This window comes from bacterium (assembly GCA_035308905.1).
Classification (GTDB): domain Bacteria; phylum Sysuimicrobiota; class Sysuimicrobiia; order Sysuimicrobiales; family Segetimicrobiaceae; genus DASSJF01.
The window spans coordinates 121,782-136,972 of the sequence record DATGFS010000022.1 but is presented as its reverse complement, the minus strand read 5'-3'; the positions used below and the strand labels follow the sequence as shown (position 1 = coordinate 136,972).

Here is a 15,191-nt window from a genome sequence, read left to right as displayed (position 1 = left end):
TCCGCCGTCCGGTCAGTCGAGCGGGATCTCGAGGTCGAGCAGCGGCGCGTACTGCTGCGCACCGAAGATGTCCGGGTCGCCGGGGCTGCCGCTCGGCCGGCTGCGGTACACGGTGAACTTGATCGCGCACCCGGGGTCGAACGCCACGAAGTCCGAGATGCGCGCCTCGGGAATGCCGTACAGGCGGGCCACCGACGCCTTCGTGATCGCGCCGCTCTTGAGCGTGCGCTCGTAGGTGCCGCGGTCGGCGAAGATGATGTCGAAGGTGATCTTGTCGACGCCCGCGTTCTTGCTGCGGACGACCTTGGCGAGGGTGGAGAGCTTCATCGCGCCGCCTTCCCGGCGCCGGCGGGGGCCGTGCGCCCCGCGACAGACGGGGTGCGTGCCCCGACGTCCGTCATGTGCAACGGGAACAGCTCGAGCGGATCGTTCACCCGCAGCGTGTGGTTCACCGTCCATCGGTAGGCGGCGCTGGCCGCAAGCACCTCGTCGAGCGGGAACGCCACGCCGCCGGCGGTGCCCTTCACCTCCGGCAGCCGCGCGTAGAAGAGCTGGCGCGTGCCGATCATGCACACTTCCTCGGCCATCTCCTTGGTCGGCGCGACGCCGTAGACGACGATGCCGAGCTCGTGGGCGGGCGTCTTCACGGGCTCGAGGTCGCCCATCACGCCGTTCCGGCCGAACACTTGGTAGTGCAGCTCGTAGCCGCTCGTGCCGAACTTCTCTTCGACCGCGTGGCGCGCCCAGCCGATGACGCGGTCGATGTTCGCGATGGTGTAGGGATCGCGGATCCCCGCGAGGCCGACGTAGCGCTCGCCGACTTTGCCGGCGCCCTCCAGCTTCACCCGCGGCTCCGCCGCCGGGTTCCACACCGGCCCGGTGATCCGCGTCGTCTTCGCGTCGAACTGCTCGTACTTACAGGTGTGCATGTCCAGCTCGCCGCCGAGCGCGTACTCGTAGAACGGGTTGGACCGCTCGTACATCGCGTGCCCGGCGACCGAGGCGATCGTGCACCGCTGCTCGGGGTGCATCGCGGTCACCTTCACGTCGTCCATCGAGATCTCGCCGATCACACTCTCCTTCGCGCCGTACGGCTCGGCGCAGAAGGACGCGCACTCGAGCACCTTGCCGAGATAGTAGGACAGCGCCTCCGGGAAGCCGGCGCGGATCGCCGGTCCGGCGCAAATCGCGAGGTCGCTCGAGCGGCCGCCGATGATGACGTCCGCGCCCCGGTCGAGCAGCGCGTTGTACGGGTGAATACCGGCCATCGCGACGATCCGGTCCGTCGCGTCGAGCTCCGCGAGTGTCAGATCGGACCGGCCGTTCAACCCGGCGACCGTCTCGCCGGCCGCGATCCGCTTGCGGATCAGGTCCTTCGAGACTTCGGAGTAGAAGTAGCCCAGCCGGAAGGGGGCGAGGTGATGGCGGGCGGCAATCTCCCGGATCATCTCGACGTACATGTCCACCCGGCTGTTCGAGCCGGTGTCCCCGGCCGAGCCGATCAGCATCGGCACGCCGATTTTGCGGGATGCGAGCAAGATGTGCTCGAGGTCGTGGCGCTGCCATTCCTTCGGGCTCGTGCAGGTGTCGGCGCCGAGGGGCCCCGGGCCGATGTCGTCGCTGCCCGAGTCCGAGACGATGAAGTCCGGGCGCGCCGCCACGCCGAGCTCGAAGCTCGCGGGCTTCAGCGGGGCGAACCCGAGATGCCCGTTCGGAGCCAGAAACCGCAGGGTCTTGCCGCTCATCCTCTGCCTCCCGTCACGCCATGATGTGGGCCAGGCGTTCGATGTTGAATTTGTACCGGTCGCCGCGGTAAACGGCCCGGCGGTATTCCACCGGCGCGCCCCCGAGCGCGGAGATCAGGGACGTCACGCTGAACACCGCCGCCGGCCGCGCGAGCGCGAGCAACGCGGCCTCCTCGGCGGTCGCGAGACGCACCTCAAACGTCTGCTCCGCCCGCAGCTCGGGCAGGCCGGCGCGCTCGGCGTACAATTCCGAGACCATGCGGGGCGGTATCTTGGACGCCGCGGCGCGGCAAAACTTGTCCACGGTCTCCGCCATCTTGCCCGCCGGCACATAGCTCCGGTAAAGCGCCAGCGGCTCCTCGTCGCCGAGCCCGAGATAGACGAGCTGCAGCAGCGCCGTTTCCGGCGGGACGCCGAGCAGCCGGCCCAGCACCACGTCGCACGGCTCCTGCGTCCGGCTGACCACGCGCAGGCCGGGCGTCATGCCCTGCGCCGCCAGCGCTTCGCGAAAGGCCGTGACGCGTCCCAGCGGCTGCGTGATCGGGCCGTGCGCCGCGACGAACGTGCCGCGGCCCTGGATCTTCTTGAGCAGGCCCGCGTGCGACAGCTGCTCGAGCGCCTGCCGGACCGTCGAGCGGCTGACCCCGAACTGCTCCGAGAGATCGCGCTCCGACGGCAGCTGCCCGCCCGCGCCCCAGTCGCCTTTCCGGATCCGCCCGTTGATGGAGCCGAGCAGCTGGCGGTAGAGCGGTCCCCGCCCCCGGGCGTGTGCCGCCGGGCCCTGCTTCCGCGGGCGCCTACCGGCGTCCGGACGCCGCGCCATGATCCCACCCTCTACTGGTTCATACCTGTCTCTGGTGGTACGTACCAGTGCGCGAACCAGTTCGCGGACGGGCACGTACCCTCCTCTGCGGGTCGGCGGCGCCGCCGACCGCATTTCTTCGAAGAAGGTGCCGGCGTAGATCTATTGATGTCTGTAAACCGGTGCAATTGTGTAACATTACTATGCCAGGGATTTGTACACCAACGCGGCGCCCGCGGGGGAGCGTTTGCTATGGCAAGCCGTGAGACAGGAACGTCCGGCCGCGGGTTGCCCGCGGCTCTGCAGTTTCTCAACAATCCCCTGCCGATGTGGGTGTACGACCTCCAAACGCTGCGGATCCTCGCGGTCAACACGGCGGCCGCGAACCTGTACGGGTATTCGCGCGACGAGATCGCGGGCAAGCGCGTCACGGATCTATGGGCAACGGGTCCCGCGATCAAGGCGGCGCCGGACGCGGGGTCCGAACCCGCGCAGCCCGTGTCGGTGACCCGGCGTCACCGCCGCAGGGACGGGACGCTGATCGACGTGCACGTCCTGGCCCAACCGATGGAATTTCGCGACCGCGCCGCCGTGCTCGTGGTCGCGCAGGACGTCACCGTGCTGAAGCAGGCGGCCGACGCGGCCGCCGAGGCGGCGGCAGAGCGCCTCGACACGGTCGGGACGTTTATCGCCCTGAGCAAGGACTTCCAGGCTGCGCGGACTGCGGAGGCGGCGTACGCCGCGCTGGCGGCGCACGCGATGATTCTGGCGAACGCGACCCACGCCTCGCTCGCGCTTCTTTCGGCGGACGGGCAGACGCTTTCGATCGCACACTCGACCGGCGCCCCGCTGTCCTGGCTGGATCCGGCCGTGCCCGATGTCAAGGGACGGCTGGGTCGGGTGATCCAGACCGGGCGGGCGTTCGCCGGCACCCTGCTCAGTACGGAGCCGCAGGCGTCTTCGGTCGACGACGGGGTGTATAAGGGCCTCCGCCCGCTGGCGATTGTGCCTCTCGGGTCGGGCGACCGCGCGATCGGCGCCCTCATCGTGGCGCGCGCCGGCGGGATGGACAGCACGCCGTTTGCCGCCCCCGAGGTGCACTTGCTGGAAGGCGTCGCGGAGATCGCGGCCGCGGCGATCCGGCGCATCCGGCTCATCCGGCGGCTGCAGCAGGCGCACACGCGGACCGCGCTGGCGCTCGCGCAGGCGATCGAGGCGCACGGGGGCGAGCCGGGTAGCCGTTCCGGCAGGCTGGTTGGCCTCGCGACGGCCACCGCCGGCGCGCTGGGATGCTCCGTCCAGGACGTGGAGGACGTGCGGTGGGGCGCGCGCCTCTACGACATCGGCATGGTGGCGATCCCGGACGACATCGCGCGGAAGCCGGAGCGGCTCTCCGACGAGGAGTGGGCCGTGGTCAGGCAGCATCCCCTCATCGCCGACGAAGTGCTCCGATCCGTCGATCAGCTGCGCCGGGCCGCCGCGCTGGTCCGCCATCATCAGGAACGCTGGGACGGATCGGGCTACCCGGACGGCCTGCGCGGCGAGCAGATCCCGATCGGGGCGCGGATTCTGGCGGTGCTGGAGGCCTACGCGGCCATGACGGCACCCCGGCCCTATCGCCCCGCGCTCCCGCACAGCGCCGTCATCGCCGAGCTCGGCCGGACCGCCGGCACGCAATTCGACCCCGCCGTCGTGGAGGCGTTTTGCGCCGTCGCGAGCGGGACGAAGGTGGGCGGCTTGGGCCGCGACCCGCACGACGCGTCGCGGACGGTGCAGAGCCTGCCCTTCGACGTCGCGCTACTGGCCGCGTTCCAAGGGTTGCCCGAGGGCGCGCGGCAGCTCGTGCACCGGCTCAACGTCGAGGACGTCGAGCTCGAAGTCGAAGCGCACCTGGCGCAGGTGGGCCGGTGGGCCGTGGAGCTGGCCGCGGCCGCGGGCGTGGCCCTCGAGCGGCGGCGCCTGCTGGCCCAGGCGGCCTTCGTCCACGACGTCGGCAAGCTCGCGCTCTCCCGAAGCCTCCTCCAGAAGCCCGGGCCGCTCTCGGCCGAGGAGCGGGCCCTCGTCGCGCAGCACGTCGGCAAGGGGGTGGCGCTGCTTCGCGCCCTCGAGGTCGACGACGCCGTGATCGACATCGTCGCCGCGCATCACGAACGCTGGGACGGCACCGGCTATCCAAACGGCCTCGCCGGGGAGGCGATCCCGCTCGAGGCGAGGATTCTCGCGATCGCCGACAGCTTCGACGCGATGACGAGCGAGCGCGTCTACCACGCCGCCCGCACGCGGGACGACGCGGCGGCCGAGCTCCGGCGGCAGGCCGGCCGGCAATTTGAGGCGGCGCTCGTCGAGCTGTTTCTCGAGCTGCCGCAGAACGCCCGCTAACCCCGCGCCGCGGCACCGGGCGCCGCGTCAGTCTTCGTCCAGCCTGAACTCGGCGTGCAGCACCCGTACGGCCTTCTCCGCCTCGTCGGCGCGGACCACACACGAGACCTTGATCTCGGACGTCGCGATCAATTCGATGTTGATGCCGTTGCGCGCGAGCACGCCGAACATCTGCGCCGCGACGCCGGGGTTCGTGATCATCCCGGCGCCCACGATGCTGACCATGGCGACGCCTTCGTCGGAGATGATGTCCCGCGCGCCGATCTCCCCGGCGACCGACCGGGCCGCCTCCACCGCGGCCGCCATATCTGAGCGCGCGACCGTGAAGGAGATGTCGGCGCCCTGCGCCTGCGGGACGCTCTGAATGATCAGGTTGACGTTGACGTGCCGGTCCGCGATCGCCCGGAACAGCGTGTGCGCGATGCCGGGGCGATCTTGAATTCCCGTCGCGGCGATCTTCGCCACGTTGCGGTCGTGCGTGACCGCGGTTACCAATCGCCGTCCCTCGATTGTCCGATCCGTCACCACCGTTCCCCCCCGGTCGACGAACGTGCTGCGCACCTCCAGCGGCACGCGGTACTGCTTGGCGAGCTCCGCGGCGCGGGTCTGCAGCACCAGCGCGCCTGAACTGGCCATCTCTAACATTTCATCGTAGGAGATCTCCGCGAGCTTCTTCGCCTCGGGCACGACGCGCGGGTCCGCGGTGAAGACCCCTTCGACGTCGGTGTAGATCTGGCAGATCCGCGCGTCGAGCACCGAGGCGAGGGCGACCGCGGTCGTATCCGACCCGCCGCGCCCGAGCGTCGTGATCTCGCCGTCGTCGGTGATCCCTTGGAAGCCGGCGACGATGACGATCCGGCCCGCGCCCAATTCCCGGTCGAGGCGGCTGCGGTCGACGCCCATGATCCGCGCCCGCAGGTGCACCGGCTCGGTGCGAATCAGGGCCTGCGCGCCCGTGAGCGAGACCGCCCGGTGGCCCCGCGTGTGCAGCGCCATCGCGAGGAGCGCGATCGACACCTGTTCGCCGGTCGACAGCAGCATGTCCATCTCGCGGTCGGCCGGGCTCGTGGTAATCTGCTCCGCCAGCCCGATCAGGTTGTCCGTCGTGTCGCCGGGCGCCGACACGACCACGACGACGTCGTGCCCCGATTCGCGCGTCGCCGCGACCCGGCCGGCCACGTGCTTGATGAGATCGGGCGTCGCGACCGAACTGCCCCCGAACTTCTGGACGATCAGGCTCACGTGCTTCCCTCCACGACCGTCCCCTCGGTATCGACCTCCGCGTCGACGACCCGGCACTCCGCGCCCGCGGACTCGAACGCGCGCCGCATCGCCTCGCCGATGCCCGGGGCCTCGCCGAACGCGACGACCGTCGGGCCGGAGCCGCTCAGCGCGACGCCGTGGGCGCCGGATGCGCGGGCCGCCGCGAAGACCGCATCCAGGCCGGGCACGAGCCGCGCGCGGTAGGGCTGGTGCAGGCGGTCGCGCGTTGCCTCGTCGAGCATGTCCATCCGTCCTTCGGCGAGCGACGCCACGAGCAGCGCCGTGCGGGTGACGTTGAACACGGCATCCCGGAACGGGACGGTCTCCGGGAGGAGCCGCCGGGCCTCCGCCGTCGACACCGCAAACTCCGGGATCGCGATCACCACGCGCAGCCGTTTGGGTATGAGACGTGTCCACCGGATTTTTCCCGCCTCCGTGGTCACGCACGCGACCAAGCCGCCGAGGACGGCCGGGGCGACGTTGTCCGGGTGGCCTTCGAGACCAGCGGCGAGGTCGATGAGCGCCTGGGCGTCCAGCGGACCGCCGAGCAGGGCGTTGGCCGCGGCGGCGCCGCCCACGATCGCCGCGGCGCTGCTGCCGAGGCCCCGGGCCAGCGGGATGCGGTTGTGCTGCCGCAGGTGGAAGGCCCGGGGCGCGGCGGCGCCCGTCTGCGCGCCGGCCACCGCGAGGGCCGCCCGGTACGCGAGGTGCGACGGGTCGCGCGGCAGCGCCATGGCGCCTTCGCCCTCGATCTCGATCCGCGGCTCCGGAGCTGCCTCGAGCGCGACCGAGTTGTGGAGGCGCAGGGCCAGGCCGAGCGCGTCGAATCCCGGCCCCAGGTTCGCCGTTGTCGCCGGCACGCGGACGCGGATCACCGGACGCCTACCGGACGCCCACAGGCTCGCCGATGACGCGCTCGATGGCCTCGATCGTCGCCGGCACCGGTTCGGGCCGGCGTTCCGTGCGGAGCACCGCCTCCGGATCTTTGAGGCCGTGGCCGGTGAGGATGCACGCGATCGAGGTGCCTTCGCGCAGCCGGCCCTCGCGCGACCGCCGGAGCACGCCGGCGACCGACGCCGCGGACGCCGGCTCGACGAAGATGCCTTCCTCCTGCGCGAGCAGGGTGCGCGCGGCGAGCAGCTCCTCGTCGCTCACGGCCTCGAAAGCGCCGCCGGATTCCTTGACCGCGGCGACGGCGCCGTCCCACGAGGCCGGCCGGCCGATCCTGATCGCGGACGCGACGGTCTCCGGCCGATCGACAGGATGTCCCAGGACGAGGGGCGCCGCTCCAGCCGCCTGGAACCCCCACATCTTCGGCCGGGAGGTCACGATATCGCGCGCGTGGTACTGGACGAAGCCGCGCCAGTACGCGGTGATGTTGCCGGCGTTCCCGACCGGGATCGCGAGCACGTCCGGGGCGCGCCCGAGCGCGTCGCAGATCTCGAAGGCGCCGGTCTTCTGGCCCTCGATCCGGTACGGATTCACCGAGTTGACCAGCGTGAGCCGGAAGCGCGGCGCGCCCTCGCGCACTAATCGCAGCGCCTCGTCGAAGGACCCTTCGATCGGCACGAGGCGCGCGCCGTGGGCGAGCGCCTGCACGACCTTGCCGAGCGCGATCCCGCCGGCCGGCACGACGACGAAGCAGACGATCCCGGCGCGCGAGGCGTAGGCCGCCGCGGACGCCGACGTGTTGCCGGTGCTCGCGCAGATGACGCCGCGGCTGCCCTCCTCGACCGCCTTCGAGATCGCGAGCGTCATCCCGCGGTCCTTGAACGAGCCGGTGGGGTTGACGCCTTCGTTCTTGAGGTACAGGATCGCCCCGGGCACGTGGCGCTCGAGGCGCTCCGCGCGCAGCAGCGGCGTGTCGCCTTCGCGCAGCGTCACGACCGGCGTGCCGTCCGAGACCGGGAGGAATGGCCGGTACTCCTCGATCACGCCGCGCCAGGCCGTTCTACTCACCGTCGACCACCCGGATGACGTTCCGGACGGTGCCGACCACGTCGAGCGCCTCGATCCGCGTGAGCACCCGCCGCATCTGGCCCTCGCGCGCGGTGTGCGTGATCATCACGATGTCGGCGTCCGCGCCGCGGCTCTTCTGCGAGATCGCCGAGATGCTGACGCCTTCCTCGCCGAAGATCGTCGCGATCCGGGCGAAGACGCCCGGCCGGTCGGTCACCTGCATCAGCAGATAGAACGGCGTCTCGACCTCTTCCATCGGGCGGAGCGGCCGCGCCTCGAGGCCGTCCCAGCCGACGCGCCCGTGCCCGCCGCGCCGGTGGCTGCGCGCCACGTCGACGAGATCCGCCACGACGGCGCTCGCCGTGGGATCGCCGCCGGCGCCGCGGCCGACGATCATCACCTCGCCCGCCGCGTCGCCGCGCACGAAGACCGCGTTCAACTCGTTGCGGATCGCGGCCAGCGGGTGCGCGCGCGGGAGGAACGCCGGGTGGACGTGCGCCTCCACGCGGCCGTCGTGCTCGCGCGCGATCGCGAGCAGCTTCAGCACGTAGCCCAGTTCGTCCGCGTACCGGATGTCCTGCGCCGAGACGCGGGTGATGCCCTCGCGGTAGACCCGGTCCGCGTGGATCGGGGTGTGAAACGCGATCGTCGCGAGAATGGCGAGCTTCGCCGCGGCGTCGTGGCCTTCCACGTCGTCCGTGGGGTCGGCCTCCGCGAAGCCGCGCCGCTGCGCGTCCGCGAGCGCGTCGCCGAACTCCGACCCGTCCTCCGCCATGCGCGTGAGGATGTAGTTGGTGGTGCCGTTCAGAATGCCCGCGACCTCCGTGATGCGGTTGGCCGCGAGCGACTCCTTCAGCATCTGGATCACGGGCACGCCCGCGCCGACGCTCGCCTCGAGCCGGAGATCGACGCCGGCCCGCGCGGCCGCGGCGAAGAGCTCCGGCCCGTGCCGGGCGATCAGCTGCTTGTTCGCGGTCACGATGTGCTTGCCGTGCTCGATCGCGTCGAGCAGGAGGGTCCGCGCCGGCTCGAGCCCGCCGACCACCTCGACGACCACGTCGATCGCGGGATCCGCGACCACGGCGGCCGGGTCGCCGGTCAGCACCCCGGGCTCGAACGAGAGGTCGCGCGCCCGGTCCGGCCGCGCCACCGCGACGCGGGAGAGCCGCAGCTCGGCGCCCGTCTGCCGCGCGATTTCGGCGCCGTTCTTCCGGAGAAGCCGCACCACCGCACTCCCGACGGTGCCGCAGCCGAGCAGGCCGATCGAGACGGGCCGATCCGGGGCCGGACCGCTCACCGGGACGCGCCCCCCGTTTCCGCGTCTTTGGCCCGCCCCGCGCCGACGCCGGCCGCTTCGAGGCCGCGCCGCAGCGCCCGCCGCTCATCCTCGGTCAGCGGCAGGGCGGGCGGCCGCGCCGTCGCGTGGGGGATCAGGCCGGCGATGACCATGGCCTCCTTGACGATGACGAACGCCGGCGCGTCGGCCGCGAACCACGCCGGAATCACGTTGAGGTGGCGCCGCGCGCGTTCGGCCGCGTCGGCGAGGCGTCCCTCCGTCGCCGCCTGATAGATCTCGACGAGCGGCTCCGGGCTGAAGTTCGCCGTCCCGGGCACGGCGCCGTCGCCGCCGAGCAGCAGCGTGTTGAGGAGGTGGTAGTCCATGCCGCACAGCACGACGAAGTCGGGTCGCGCGGGGCGCACGGTCATGATCAGCTCCTGGATGTGCGCGATGCTGTCGATCGTGTCCTTGATCCCCGCGATGTTGGCGTGGTTCTGCGCCAGCCGGAGGACCAGGCGCGGCGGGATGTTGCGGCCGGTGAGACCCGGAAAGTTGTAGATATAGACCGGCAGCCGCGTCGCGATCGCGATGAGGCGGAAGTGCTCGTAGATCGAGCGGTCCGGCGGGACCCAATAATAAGGAAGAACGACGGCGACCCCGGCGGCGCCGATCTCCTCCGCGTGTTCCGCGTACGCCACGGCCTCCTCGGTCCCCGGCGCGCCGCAGCCGACCAGCACCGGCACCCGGCCGCGCGCCGCGCGGACGACGAGCTCGGCCATCGCCCGCCGCTCGTCACGCGACAGCGACGTGAACTCGCCGGTCGTGCCGAGGGGGAACAGGCCGTGCACGCCGCGCCCGATCAGCCACTCGACGTGGCGGACGTTGGCGGCCTCGTCGAGCCGGCCCCGCTCGTCGAACAGCGTCGGGATCGGCACCACGATGCCGGCGAGCCCCTGGGAGGCGGCGGCGCGGGACGCGCCTTTCGGCTGCGCCGCGAGGTAGTCGTGGATCAGGGCGCGGGCGTCGGGGGCGCGTTCGTCCGGGACGAGCAGATCCCCCCAGACCCCCGTGGCCTTCTCGAACACCGCGCCGTAGCCCGGCATCTGCCGGGAGCGCAGCACGACCGGAATGCCGGCCTGCTCCAGGACGCCCTGGAGCATCAGCGCTTCGACCTCGTCACCGGCGGTGTGGACGTTCTTCATTGGCGTGCCTCCCGCTTGATCGCGAGCCACAGACGGTACACCTCGTTGCGTCGGAGGCCGCTCGCCTCCACCGCGCGCCGAACCGACTCCCGCGGGGAGCAGCCGCCGGCCGCGGCCCGCGTCAACGCCTCGCGGGCCGCTTCGCGCGCCGCGTCGACCGCCGCCGCGGCGTCGCCGGTCCCGATTTCGCCCAACCGTGTTCCTTCGATGACGAGCGTGAATTCCCCACGCGGAGGGTGAGCGGAAAAGTTCCGGACGGCTTCGCTGAGCGTCGCCCGATACACCTCTTCATGCACCTTGGTGAGCTCCCGCGCCACCGCGATCCGCCGGTCGCCGAGGACCGCCAGCAGATCGTCGAGCGTCTCGCGCAGCCGGTGGGGGGCCTCGAAGAGGACGAGTGTGTGCGGCAGGTCGCGCATCGCCTCGAATGCCCGGCGGCGCTCCGCGTCCCGCGCCGGCGGAAATCCGAAGAACGTGGCCGGCTCGGCCGGCAGCCCCGAGGCGACCAGCGCGGCGAGGACCGCGCTCGCCCCCGGCACCGGCACGACCGGCACCCCCGCGTCGGCGGCGGCCCGGACGAGCGTGGCGCCGGGGTCGCTGAGCCCGGGCGTTCCCGCGTCCGAGACGAGCGCGATCGAGCCGCCGTCGAGGAGCCGGCGGACGAGGACCGGCGCGCGCGCCCGTTCGTTGTGCTCGCGCAGGCTGACGAGACGCCCCCGGATCCCGTGGTGCGTCAGCAGCTTGCGGGTGCGGCGCGTGTCTTCCGCGGCGATCAGCGTCGCTTCGCGGAGCACGCGGAGCGCGCGGAGCGAAATATCTTCGAGGTTGCCGATGGGGGTTGCGACGACGTAGAGCGTCCCTGGGCCGGACGTCACGTTCCCACTATAGCACGGAGGCTACCGGCTACCGCAGCGCCGAGGCGATGCCGAGCAGCCCCACCACCACGAGAAACCCGAGCACGGTGACCTCGAAGTGGCGCTCGGAGAGTCCGTGGACGGCCGCCACGCCGGCCACGAACCCGACGATCAGCACCGGGGTCACCTTCGCCGCGAGCAGCAGCGTCTGCGCGGTGATGCTGCCTCCCGCCGCGAGCAGCACCACGCTCGTCACGGTGGCCAGAAACACGTAGACCACCATGTTGCCGCGAAAGCGGTTCTTCGCGAGCCCGCGCGCCATCAAGTAGAGCGCGACCGGCGGCCCGTTCAGGCTGGTGCTGGTGGACAGGATGCCGCTGAGGAATCCGACGGCGATCGTGTCGAGCATCCCGCCGGAAAGACGAGGACGGAATCGCGTCAGCATCACGATCGCGAAGGCCGCGGTGACCGCCGCGATCACGGCCTTGAGCAGACGCGCGGGGCCCCACATCAGCAGCGCGACCCCAAGCGGCATGCCGGCCAGGCTCGACAGGAAGAGCGGCCGCACCACGCGCCACTCGACTTCCCGGCGGATCTCGCGCCGCAGGAGCAGCAGGCCGCTCGCGCAGATCCCAAGCAGCAGCGTCAAGACGACGACGAAGCGCGGCGGGTAGGCCAGTGTGAGCAGCGGCACGCTGACGAGGTTGAAGCCAAAGCCCGTCACCGCCGCCGCGGCCGCCGAGAGGCCGACGATGACCGAGATCGTGATCAGCACTGGGGCGGGCGGCGGATCAAGACCGCCGCTCGAGCGACAGGAGGCCCGTTTCCTCGCCCAACGCTACTGCTGCTTGTGGCGCTCGTAGTAGCGCTTCGCCTTCGCGCGGTTGCCGCAGCTCTTCATGTCGCACCAGCGGCGACTGTGGTTGCGGCTCGTATCCATGAAGAGCCAGGCGCACGTTGGGCTCTCGCATTTGTGAATTCGGCCGCGCTCCTCCTCGGAGGTGAGGACATCCATCGCCGATCGGAGCACGGGCCAGAGCATCCGGTCCGGCGCGGCGTCGCCGGCCCACGCCCGGACGCAGCCCTCCTCGTTTACGTCAATCCGTACGTGTGAGAGCGCCCGGCACAGCGCCGTGTTGAGAATCTCCATGTCCTCCGGCCGCTGCGGGCGGCGCTCCGCGGCGCCGGTGAAGATCCGGAAGAGCGCTTCCCGCAGGGATATCGCGACGGCCAGGGTGCGCGCCGCTTCGTCGGGCTGACGCGTTGCCATGTCCTCGAGGTGCTGGGCCTCGCGGTCGCTGAGCACGCCCCCTTGCCGGCCCCACGACACCAGATCGTGATAGGTGTTGAAGTGCTCCTTCGTCCGCGAGCCGCTGATGGTATTGACGAAATCCAGGCAGAGCCGCCCGCCGGAGAAATCGAACGCGTATTCCGGCGGCGCTGTCATGGTCGCCGGACGCCGCATACCCGCCTCACGTTTCGCCATATAACCCTCTATTAGAGGTTGACAAGTTATGTCATGCCTGTTACGATATCACCTGTAAAAATAAGATAGCAGGTTAGATGAGCCGGCGCAAGTGCACAAGCACAAGAACGGCCCGGTTCGTAGGAGGCACGGAAGCATGTGGCCTTATCTGTTCGGATCCGGCTGGCTGTGGGAAGCAGCGCTGTCGGCCGGGGTGCTAGCGGCAATCGTCCTCGCGATCGCGGTGATGCTGTCGCGTAGGCAGGCCGGGCACGCGGACGCGGCGCACGACCGCATCCAGATGATCTGGCATGCGTACGAGCAAGGCGACCTCACCGAGTGGGAGTTTGCGCGGCTGATCACCCCGCGGCCGGCAGTGCAGCCGCGGTACATATTCCCGCCCGCCGGCGCGATGCCGCGCCACGAGACGGTCGCGACGCACGACGCCGCCGCCGACTGAGTTTGCGCAACCGGAAAGTTTGCACGATCAGAAGCGGATAGTTTCAGCGTCCGGGTCCGGCTACGATCAGTAGCGTCAAACGCACGAAGGAGGGACGAACCATGATCGACGTCCGCACGGCCAGCGTCCGGAACAGCATGATCTTTTCGCCGGTGATCACACCGCGCACCACCGTCGCGACGGCCCTCAGGCTGCTTCGCGAGCACGACACGGCGGCGCTGCCGGTCTGTGAAGGCGATCGACTCCTCGGAGTCGTCCGGGAAACCGGGCTCCTGCGGCTCACGCCGTCGGACGTCACGACCCTCGACGTGTACGAGCTTCGCAACGTGCTCGACGGTCTGACCGTGGCGCGCGTCATCGAGCCGGTCCCGGCGATCGCGGCGGACGCATCGCTCGAAGATGCGGCCGTCCTGATGCGCACGGGACGCCACGAGGCGCTTCCGGTCGTGGACGGCGGACGTCTTGTCGGCCTGCTGCCCTGGACCGCCGTTCTGCCGTAGGTCGAAAGGGGTCCCACATGTGGAATGACAGGATGTACGAATGGCTCGCGAACGAGCGGCTCGCGAACTACCGGCGGGAGGCCGAGCAGGATGGACGGCTGCGCCTCGCCGAGGCACCGCCGCGCGGCACCGAGCTTCCGTCGGCCGTGGCCACCGCCGCGCCGTCCAGCCGGCGTGCGCTGGCCGCGACGTTCCTCGGGCTTTTGGCACTGGGCGCGCTCAGGCGGAGGGGGTAACCGCGGCGGATCCCCGCGCTGCGGGCGAGTTCCTCGGGGCGCCGTGACGGCTGACGCCGGCAGTGCTCCGGCCGCGGCTTTCGAATTTCGGCTCGCCGGTCCCGGCGGCGAGCCGGTGCATTTGTGGCGCACGTGCATGTCCCACGGGCTCACGGAACTGCCGCCGATGCGTCTCGACGCGGCGGCGCGGATGCTCGAGCTCACGCTGCCCATTAACGGCGGACGTCCCCGGCTGATTCAAATCGGCGAGGGACGCGCGGGATTCGGCGTCGTGCGGATCCTCGGGCCGGCGCCCGGGCCGCGCGTGGTCCAGCGGGCCGCCGCGGCGGTACGCCACGTGCTCCGGCTGGACGAGCGGCTCGCCGAGTTCTACGCGCTTGCCGCCGAAGACGCGGATCTCGCCTGGGCGTGCGCGGGCGCGGGACGTCTGATCCGCAGTCCGACCGTGTTCGAAGACGTGGTCAAGACGATCTGCACGACGAACTGCTCGTGGGCGCTGACGCGCCGGATGATCACGGGCCTCGTCGAGCATCTCGGCGAGCCCGCGCCGGGCGCGCCCGCCCGCGGGTGGATCGGCCGGGCCTTTCCGGGGCCGGAGGCGATGGCGGACGCCCGTCCGTCCTTCTACAAGAACGTCGTCCGCGCCGGATACCGGGGACCGTATCTCCGGGCGCTGGCGCGCGGCGTCGTCCGCGGCGGGGTCGATCTCGAACTGCTCGACCGCCGCCCCGGCACGCCGGGGGCCGTATCGGACGAAGAAATGGCCGAGCGCCTCTTGGATCTTCCCGGCGTCGGACCGTACGCCGCCGCGCACATCATGATGCTGTTGGGCCGGTACTCGCGGCTCGTGTTCGATTCGTGGACGCGCCCGGCGTTTGCGCGCCTGTCCGGCCGCCGCCGGCCGGTGACCGACCGGACCATCACACGGCGGTTTCGCCTCTACGGTCCGTACGCGGGCCTCGCGTTTTGGCTCTTTCTCACGCGCGGGTGGATCGACGACGCGGCGGACGTCCGGACATAACGCCATTCGGCGCGGCGGGTCTAAAG

16 protein-coding genes are annotated in these 15,191 nt (G+C 71.1%); 5 read left to right on the top strand and 11 right to left on the bottom strand.

All coding sequences use genetic code 11. The annotated features are described in order from the left end of the window. Positions 1-12: 12 nt before the first annotated feature. Genes VKT83_05995 through VKT83_05985 form a run of 3 tightly spaced genes read right to left on the bottom strand, consistent with a single transcriptional unit; the run spans position 13 to position 2,568 of the window. Entirely contained in the window at positions 13-327 is a 315-nt protein-coding gene (locus VKT83_05995) for a DUF4387 domain-containing protein (GenBank protein ID HLY22002.1), read from the bottom strand. After that, positions 324-1,745, bottom strand: coding sequence for an acyclic terpene utilization AtuA family protein (locus VKT83_05990; protein ID HLY22001.1), 1,422 nt, complete (start codon positions 1,743-1,745; stop codon positions 324-326). Before VKT83_05990 ends, VKT83_05995 begins: the two co-directional genes overlap by 4 nt. Before the next feature lie 13 nt (positions 1,746-1,758). Then, positions 1,759-2,568: a GntR family transcriptional regulator gene (locus tag VKT83_05985; GenBank protein HLY22000.1), complete on the bottom strand. Its 810-nt coding sequence runs from the start codon at positions 2,566-2,568 to the stop codon at positions 1,759-1,761. Positions 2,569-2,799: 231 nt separating this feature from the next. Between VKT83_05985 and VKT83_05980 the strand changes: the two genes are divergently transcribed. Continuing rightward, complete coding sequence (locus tag VKT83_05980; GenBank protein HLY21999.1) at positions 2,800-4,926, top strand: HD domain-containing phosphohydrolase; 2,127 nt, start codon at positions 2,800-2,802, stop codon at positions 4,924-4,926. A 27-nt stretch (positions 4,927-4,953) separates the two neighbouring features. Here the strand turns inward: VKT83_05980 and VKT83_05975 are convergent, their stop codons facing one another. The 8 genes from VKT83_05975 to VKT83_05940 all read right to left on the bottom strand — a co-directional run bounded on the left by VKT83_05975 (position 4,954) and on the right by VKT83_05940 (position 12,948). Continuing rightward, positions 4,954-6,168 (bottom strand): aspartate kinase, encoded by a 1,215-nt coding sequence (locus VKT83_05975; GenBank protein ID HLY21998.1) that lies wholly within the window; start codon positions 6,166-6,168, stop codon positions 4,954-4,956. Further along, positions 6,165-7,064, bottom strand: coding sequence for a homoserine kinase (gene thrB / locus VKT83_05970; GenBank protein ID HLY21997.1), 900 nt, complete (start codon positions 7,062-7,064; stop codon positions 6,165-6,167). The genes VKT83_05975 and thrB overlap by 4 nt, the downstream gene beginning before the upstream one ends. Positions 7,065-7,071: 7 nt before the next feature. Continuing rightward, on the bottom strand, positions 7,072-8,148 hold the full coding sequence (thrC, locus tag VKT83_05965) for a threonine synthase (protein ID HLY21996.1): 1,077 nt from the start codon (positions 8,146-8,148) through the stop codon (positions 7,072-7,074). Next, positions 8,141-9,445, bottom strand: a complete 1,305-nt coding sequence (locus tag VKT83_05960) for a homoserine dehydrogenase (protein ID HLY21995.1) — start codon at positions 9,443-9,445, stop codon at positions 8,141-8,143. Before VKT83_05960 ends, thrC begins: the two co-directional genes overlap by 8 nt. Continuing rightward, complete coding sequence (locus VKT83_05955) at positions 9,442-10,629, bottom strand: dihydrodipicolinate synthase family protein (protein ID HLY21994.1); 1,188 nt, start codon at positions 10,627-10,629, stop codon at positions 9,442-9,444. The genes VKT83_05960 and VKT83_05955 overlap by 4 nt, the downstream gene beginning before the upstream one ends. Further along, entirely contained in the window at positions 10,626-11,504 is an 879-nt protein-coding gene (rsmI, locus tag VKT83_05950; protein HLY21993.1) for a 16S rRNA (cytidine(1402)-2'-O)-methyltransferase, read from the bottom strand. The genes VKT83_05955 and rsmI overlap by 4 nt, the downstream gene beginning before the upstream one ends. A 28-nt stretch (positions 11,505-11,532) precedes the next feature. Continuing rightward, on the bottom strand, positions 11,533-12,258 hold the full coding sequence (locus tag VKT83_05945; protein ID HLY21992.1) for a sulfite exporter TauE/SafE family protein: 726 nt from the start codon (positions 12,256-12,258) through the stop codon (positions 11,533-11,535). Positions 12,259-12,321: 63 nt separating this feature from the next. Beyond that, positions 12,322-12,948 carry an ABATE domain-containing protein gene (locus tag VKT83_05940; protein ID HLY21991.1) on the bottom strand — a complete coding sequence of 209 codons (627 nt, stop codon included), beginning with the start codon at positions 12,946-12,948 and terminating at the stop codon, positions 12,322-12,324. Between the two features lie 157 nt (positions 12,949-13,105). Between VKT83_05940 and VKT83_05935 the strand changes: the two genes are divergently transcribed. The 4 genes from VKT83_05935 (at position 13,106) to VKT83_05920 (ending at position 15,165) form a co-directional block, all read left to right on the top strand. Then, positions 13,106-13,408 (top strand): hypothetical protein, encoded by a 303-nt coding sequence (locus VKT83_05935; GenBank protein HLY21990.1) that lies wholly within the window; start codon positions 13,106-13,108, stop codon positions 13,406-13,408. Positions 13,409-13,509: 101 nt separating this feature from the next. Beyond that, positions 13,510-13,908 (top strand): CBS domain-containing protein, encoded by a 399-nt coding sequence (locus VKT83_05930; protein ID HLY21989.1) that lies wholly within the window; start codon positions 13,510-13,512, stop codon positions 13,906-13,908. 32 nt (positions 13,909-13,940) lie between these two features. Then, positions 13,941-14,144 (top strand): hypothetical protein, encoded by a 204-nt coding sequence (locus tag VKT83_05925; protein HLY21988.1) that lies wholly within the window; start codon positions 13,941-13,943, stop codon positions 14,142-14,144. A gap of 43 nt (positions 14,145-14,187) precedes the next feature. Next, on the top strand, positions 14,188-15,165 hold the full coding sequence (locus tag VKT83_05920; GenBank protein HLY21987.1) for a Fe-S cluster assembly protein HesB: 978 nt from the start codon (positions 14,188-14,190) through the stop codon (positions 15,163-15,165). Positions 15,166-15,191: the final 26 nt, after the last annotated feature.

Coding starts and splice junctions, on each gene's coding strand:
- VKT83_05955 (HLY21994.1), bottom strand. CDS start 10,629: ATGAAGAACGTCCACACCGCCGGTGACGAGGTCGAAGCGCTGATGCTC.
- VKT83_05985 (HLY22000.1), bottom strand. CDS start 2,568: ATGGCGCGGCGTCCGGACGCCGGTAGGCGCCCGCGGAAGCAGGGCCCG.
- VKT83_05935 (HLY21990.1), top strand. CDS start 13,106: ATGTGGCCTTATCTGTTCGGATCCGGCTGGCTGTGGGAAGCAGCGCTG.
- VKT83_05930 (HLY21989.1), top strand. CDS start 13,510: ATGATCGACGTCCGCACGGCCAGCGTCCGGAACAGCATGATCTTTTCG.
- VKT83_05990 (HLY22001.1), bottom strand. CDS start 1,745: ATGAGCGGCAAGACCCTGCGGTTTCTGGCTCCGAACGGGCATCTCGGG.
- VKT83_05925 (HLY21988.1), top strand. CDS start 13,941: ATGTACGAATGGCTCGCGAACGAGCGGCTCGCGAACTACCGGCGGGAG.
- VKT83_05995 (HLY22002.1), bottom strand. CDS start 327: ATGAAGCTCTCCACCCTCGCCAAGGTCGTCCGCAGCAAGAACGCGGGC.
- VKT83_05940 (HLY21991.1), bottom strand. CDS start 12,948: ATGCGGCGTCCGGCGACCATGACAGCGCCGCCGGAATACGCGTTCGAT.
- VKT83_05980 (HLY21999.1), top strand. CDS start 2,800: ATGGCAAGCCGTGAGACAGGAACGTCCGGCCGCGGGTTGCCCGCGGCT.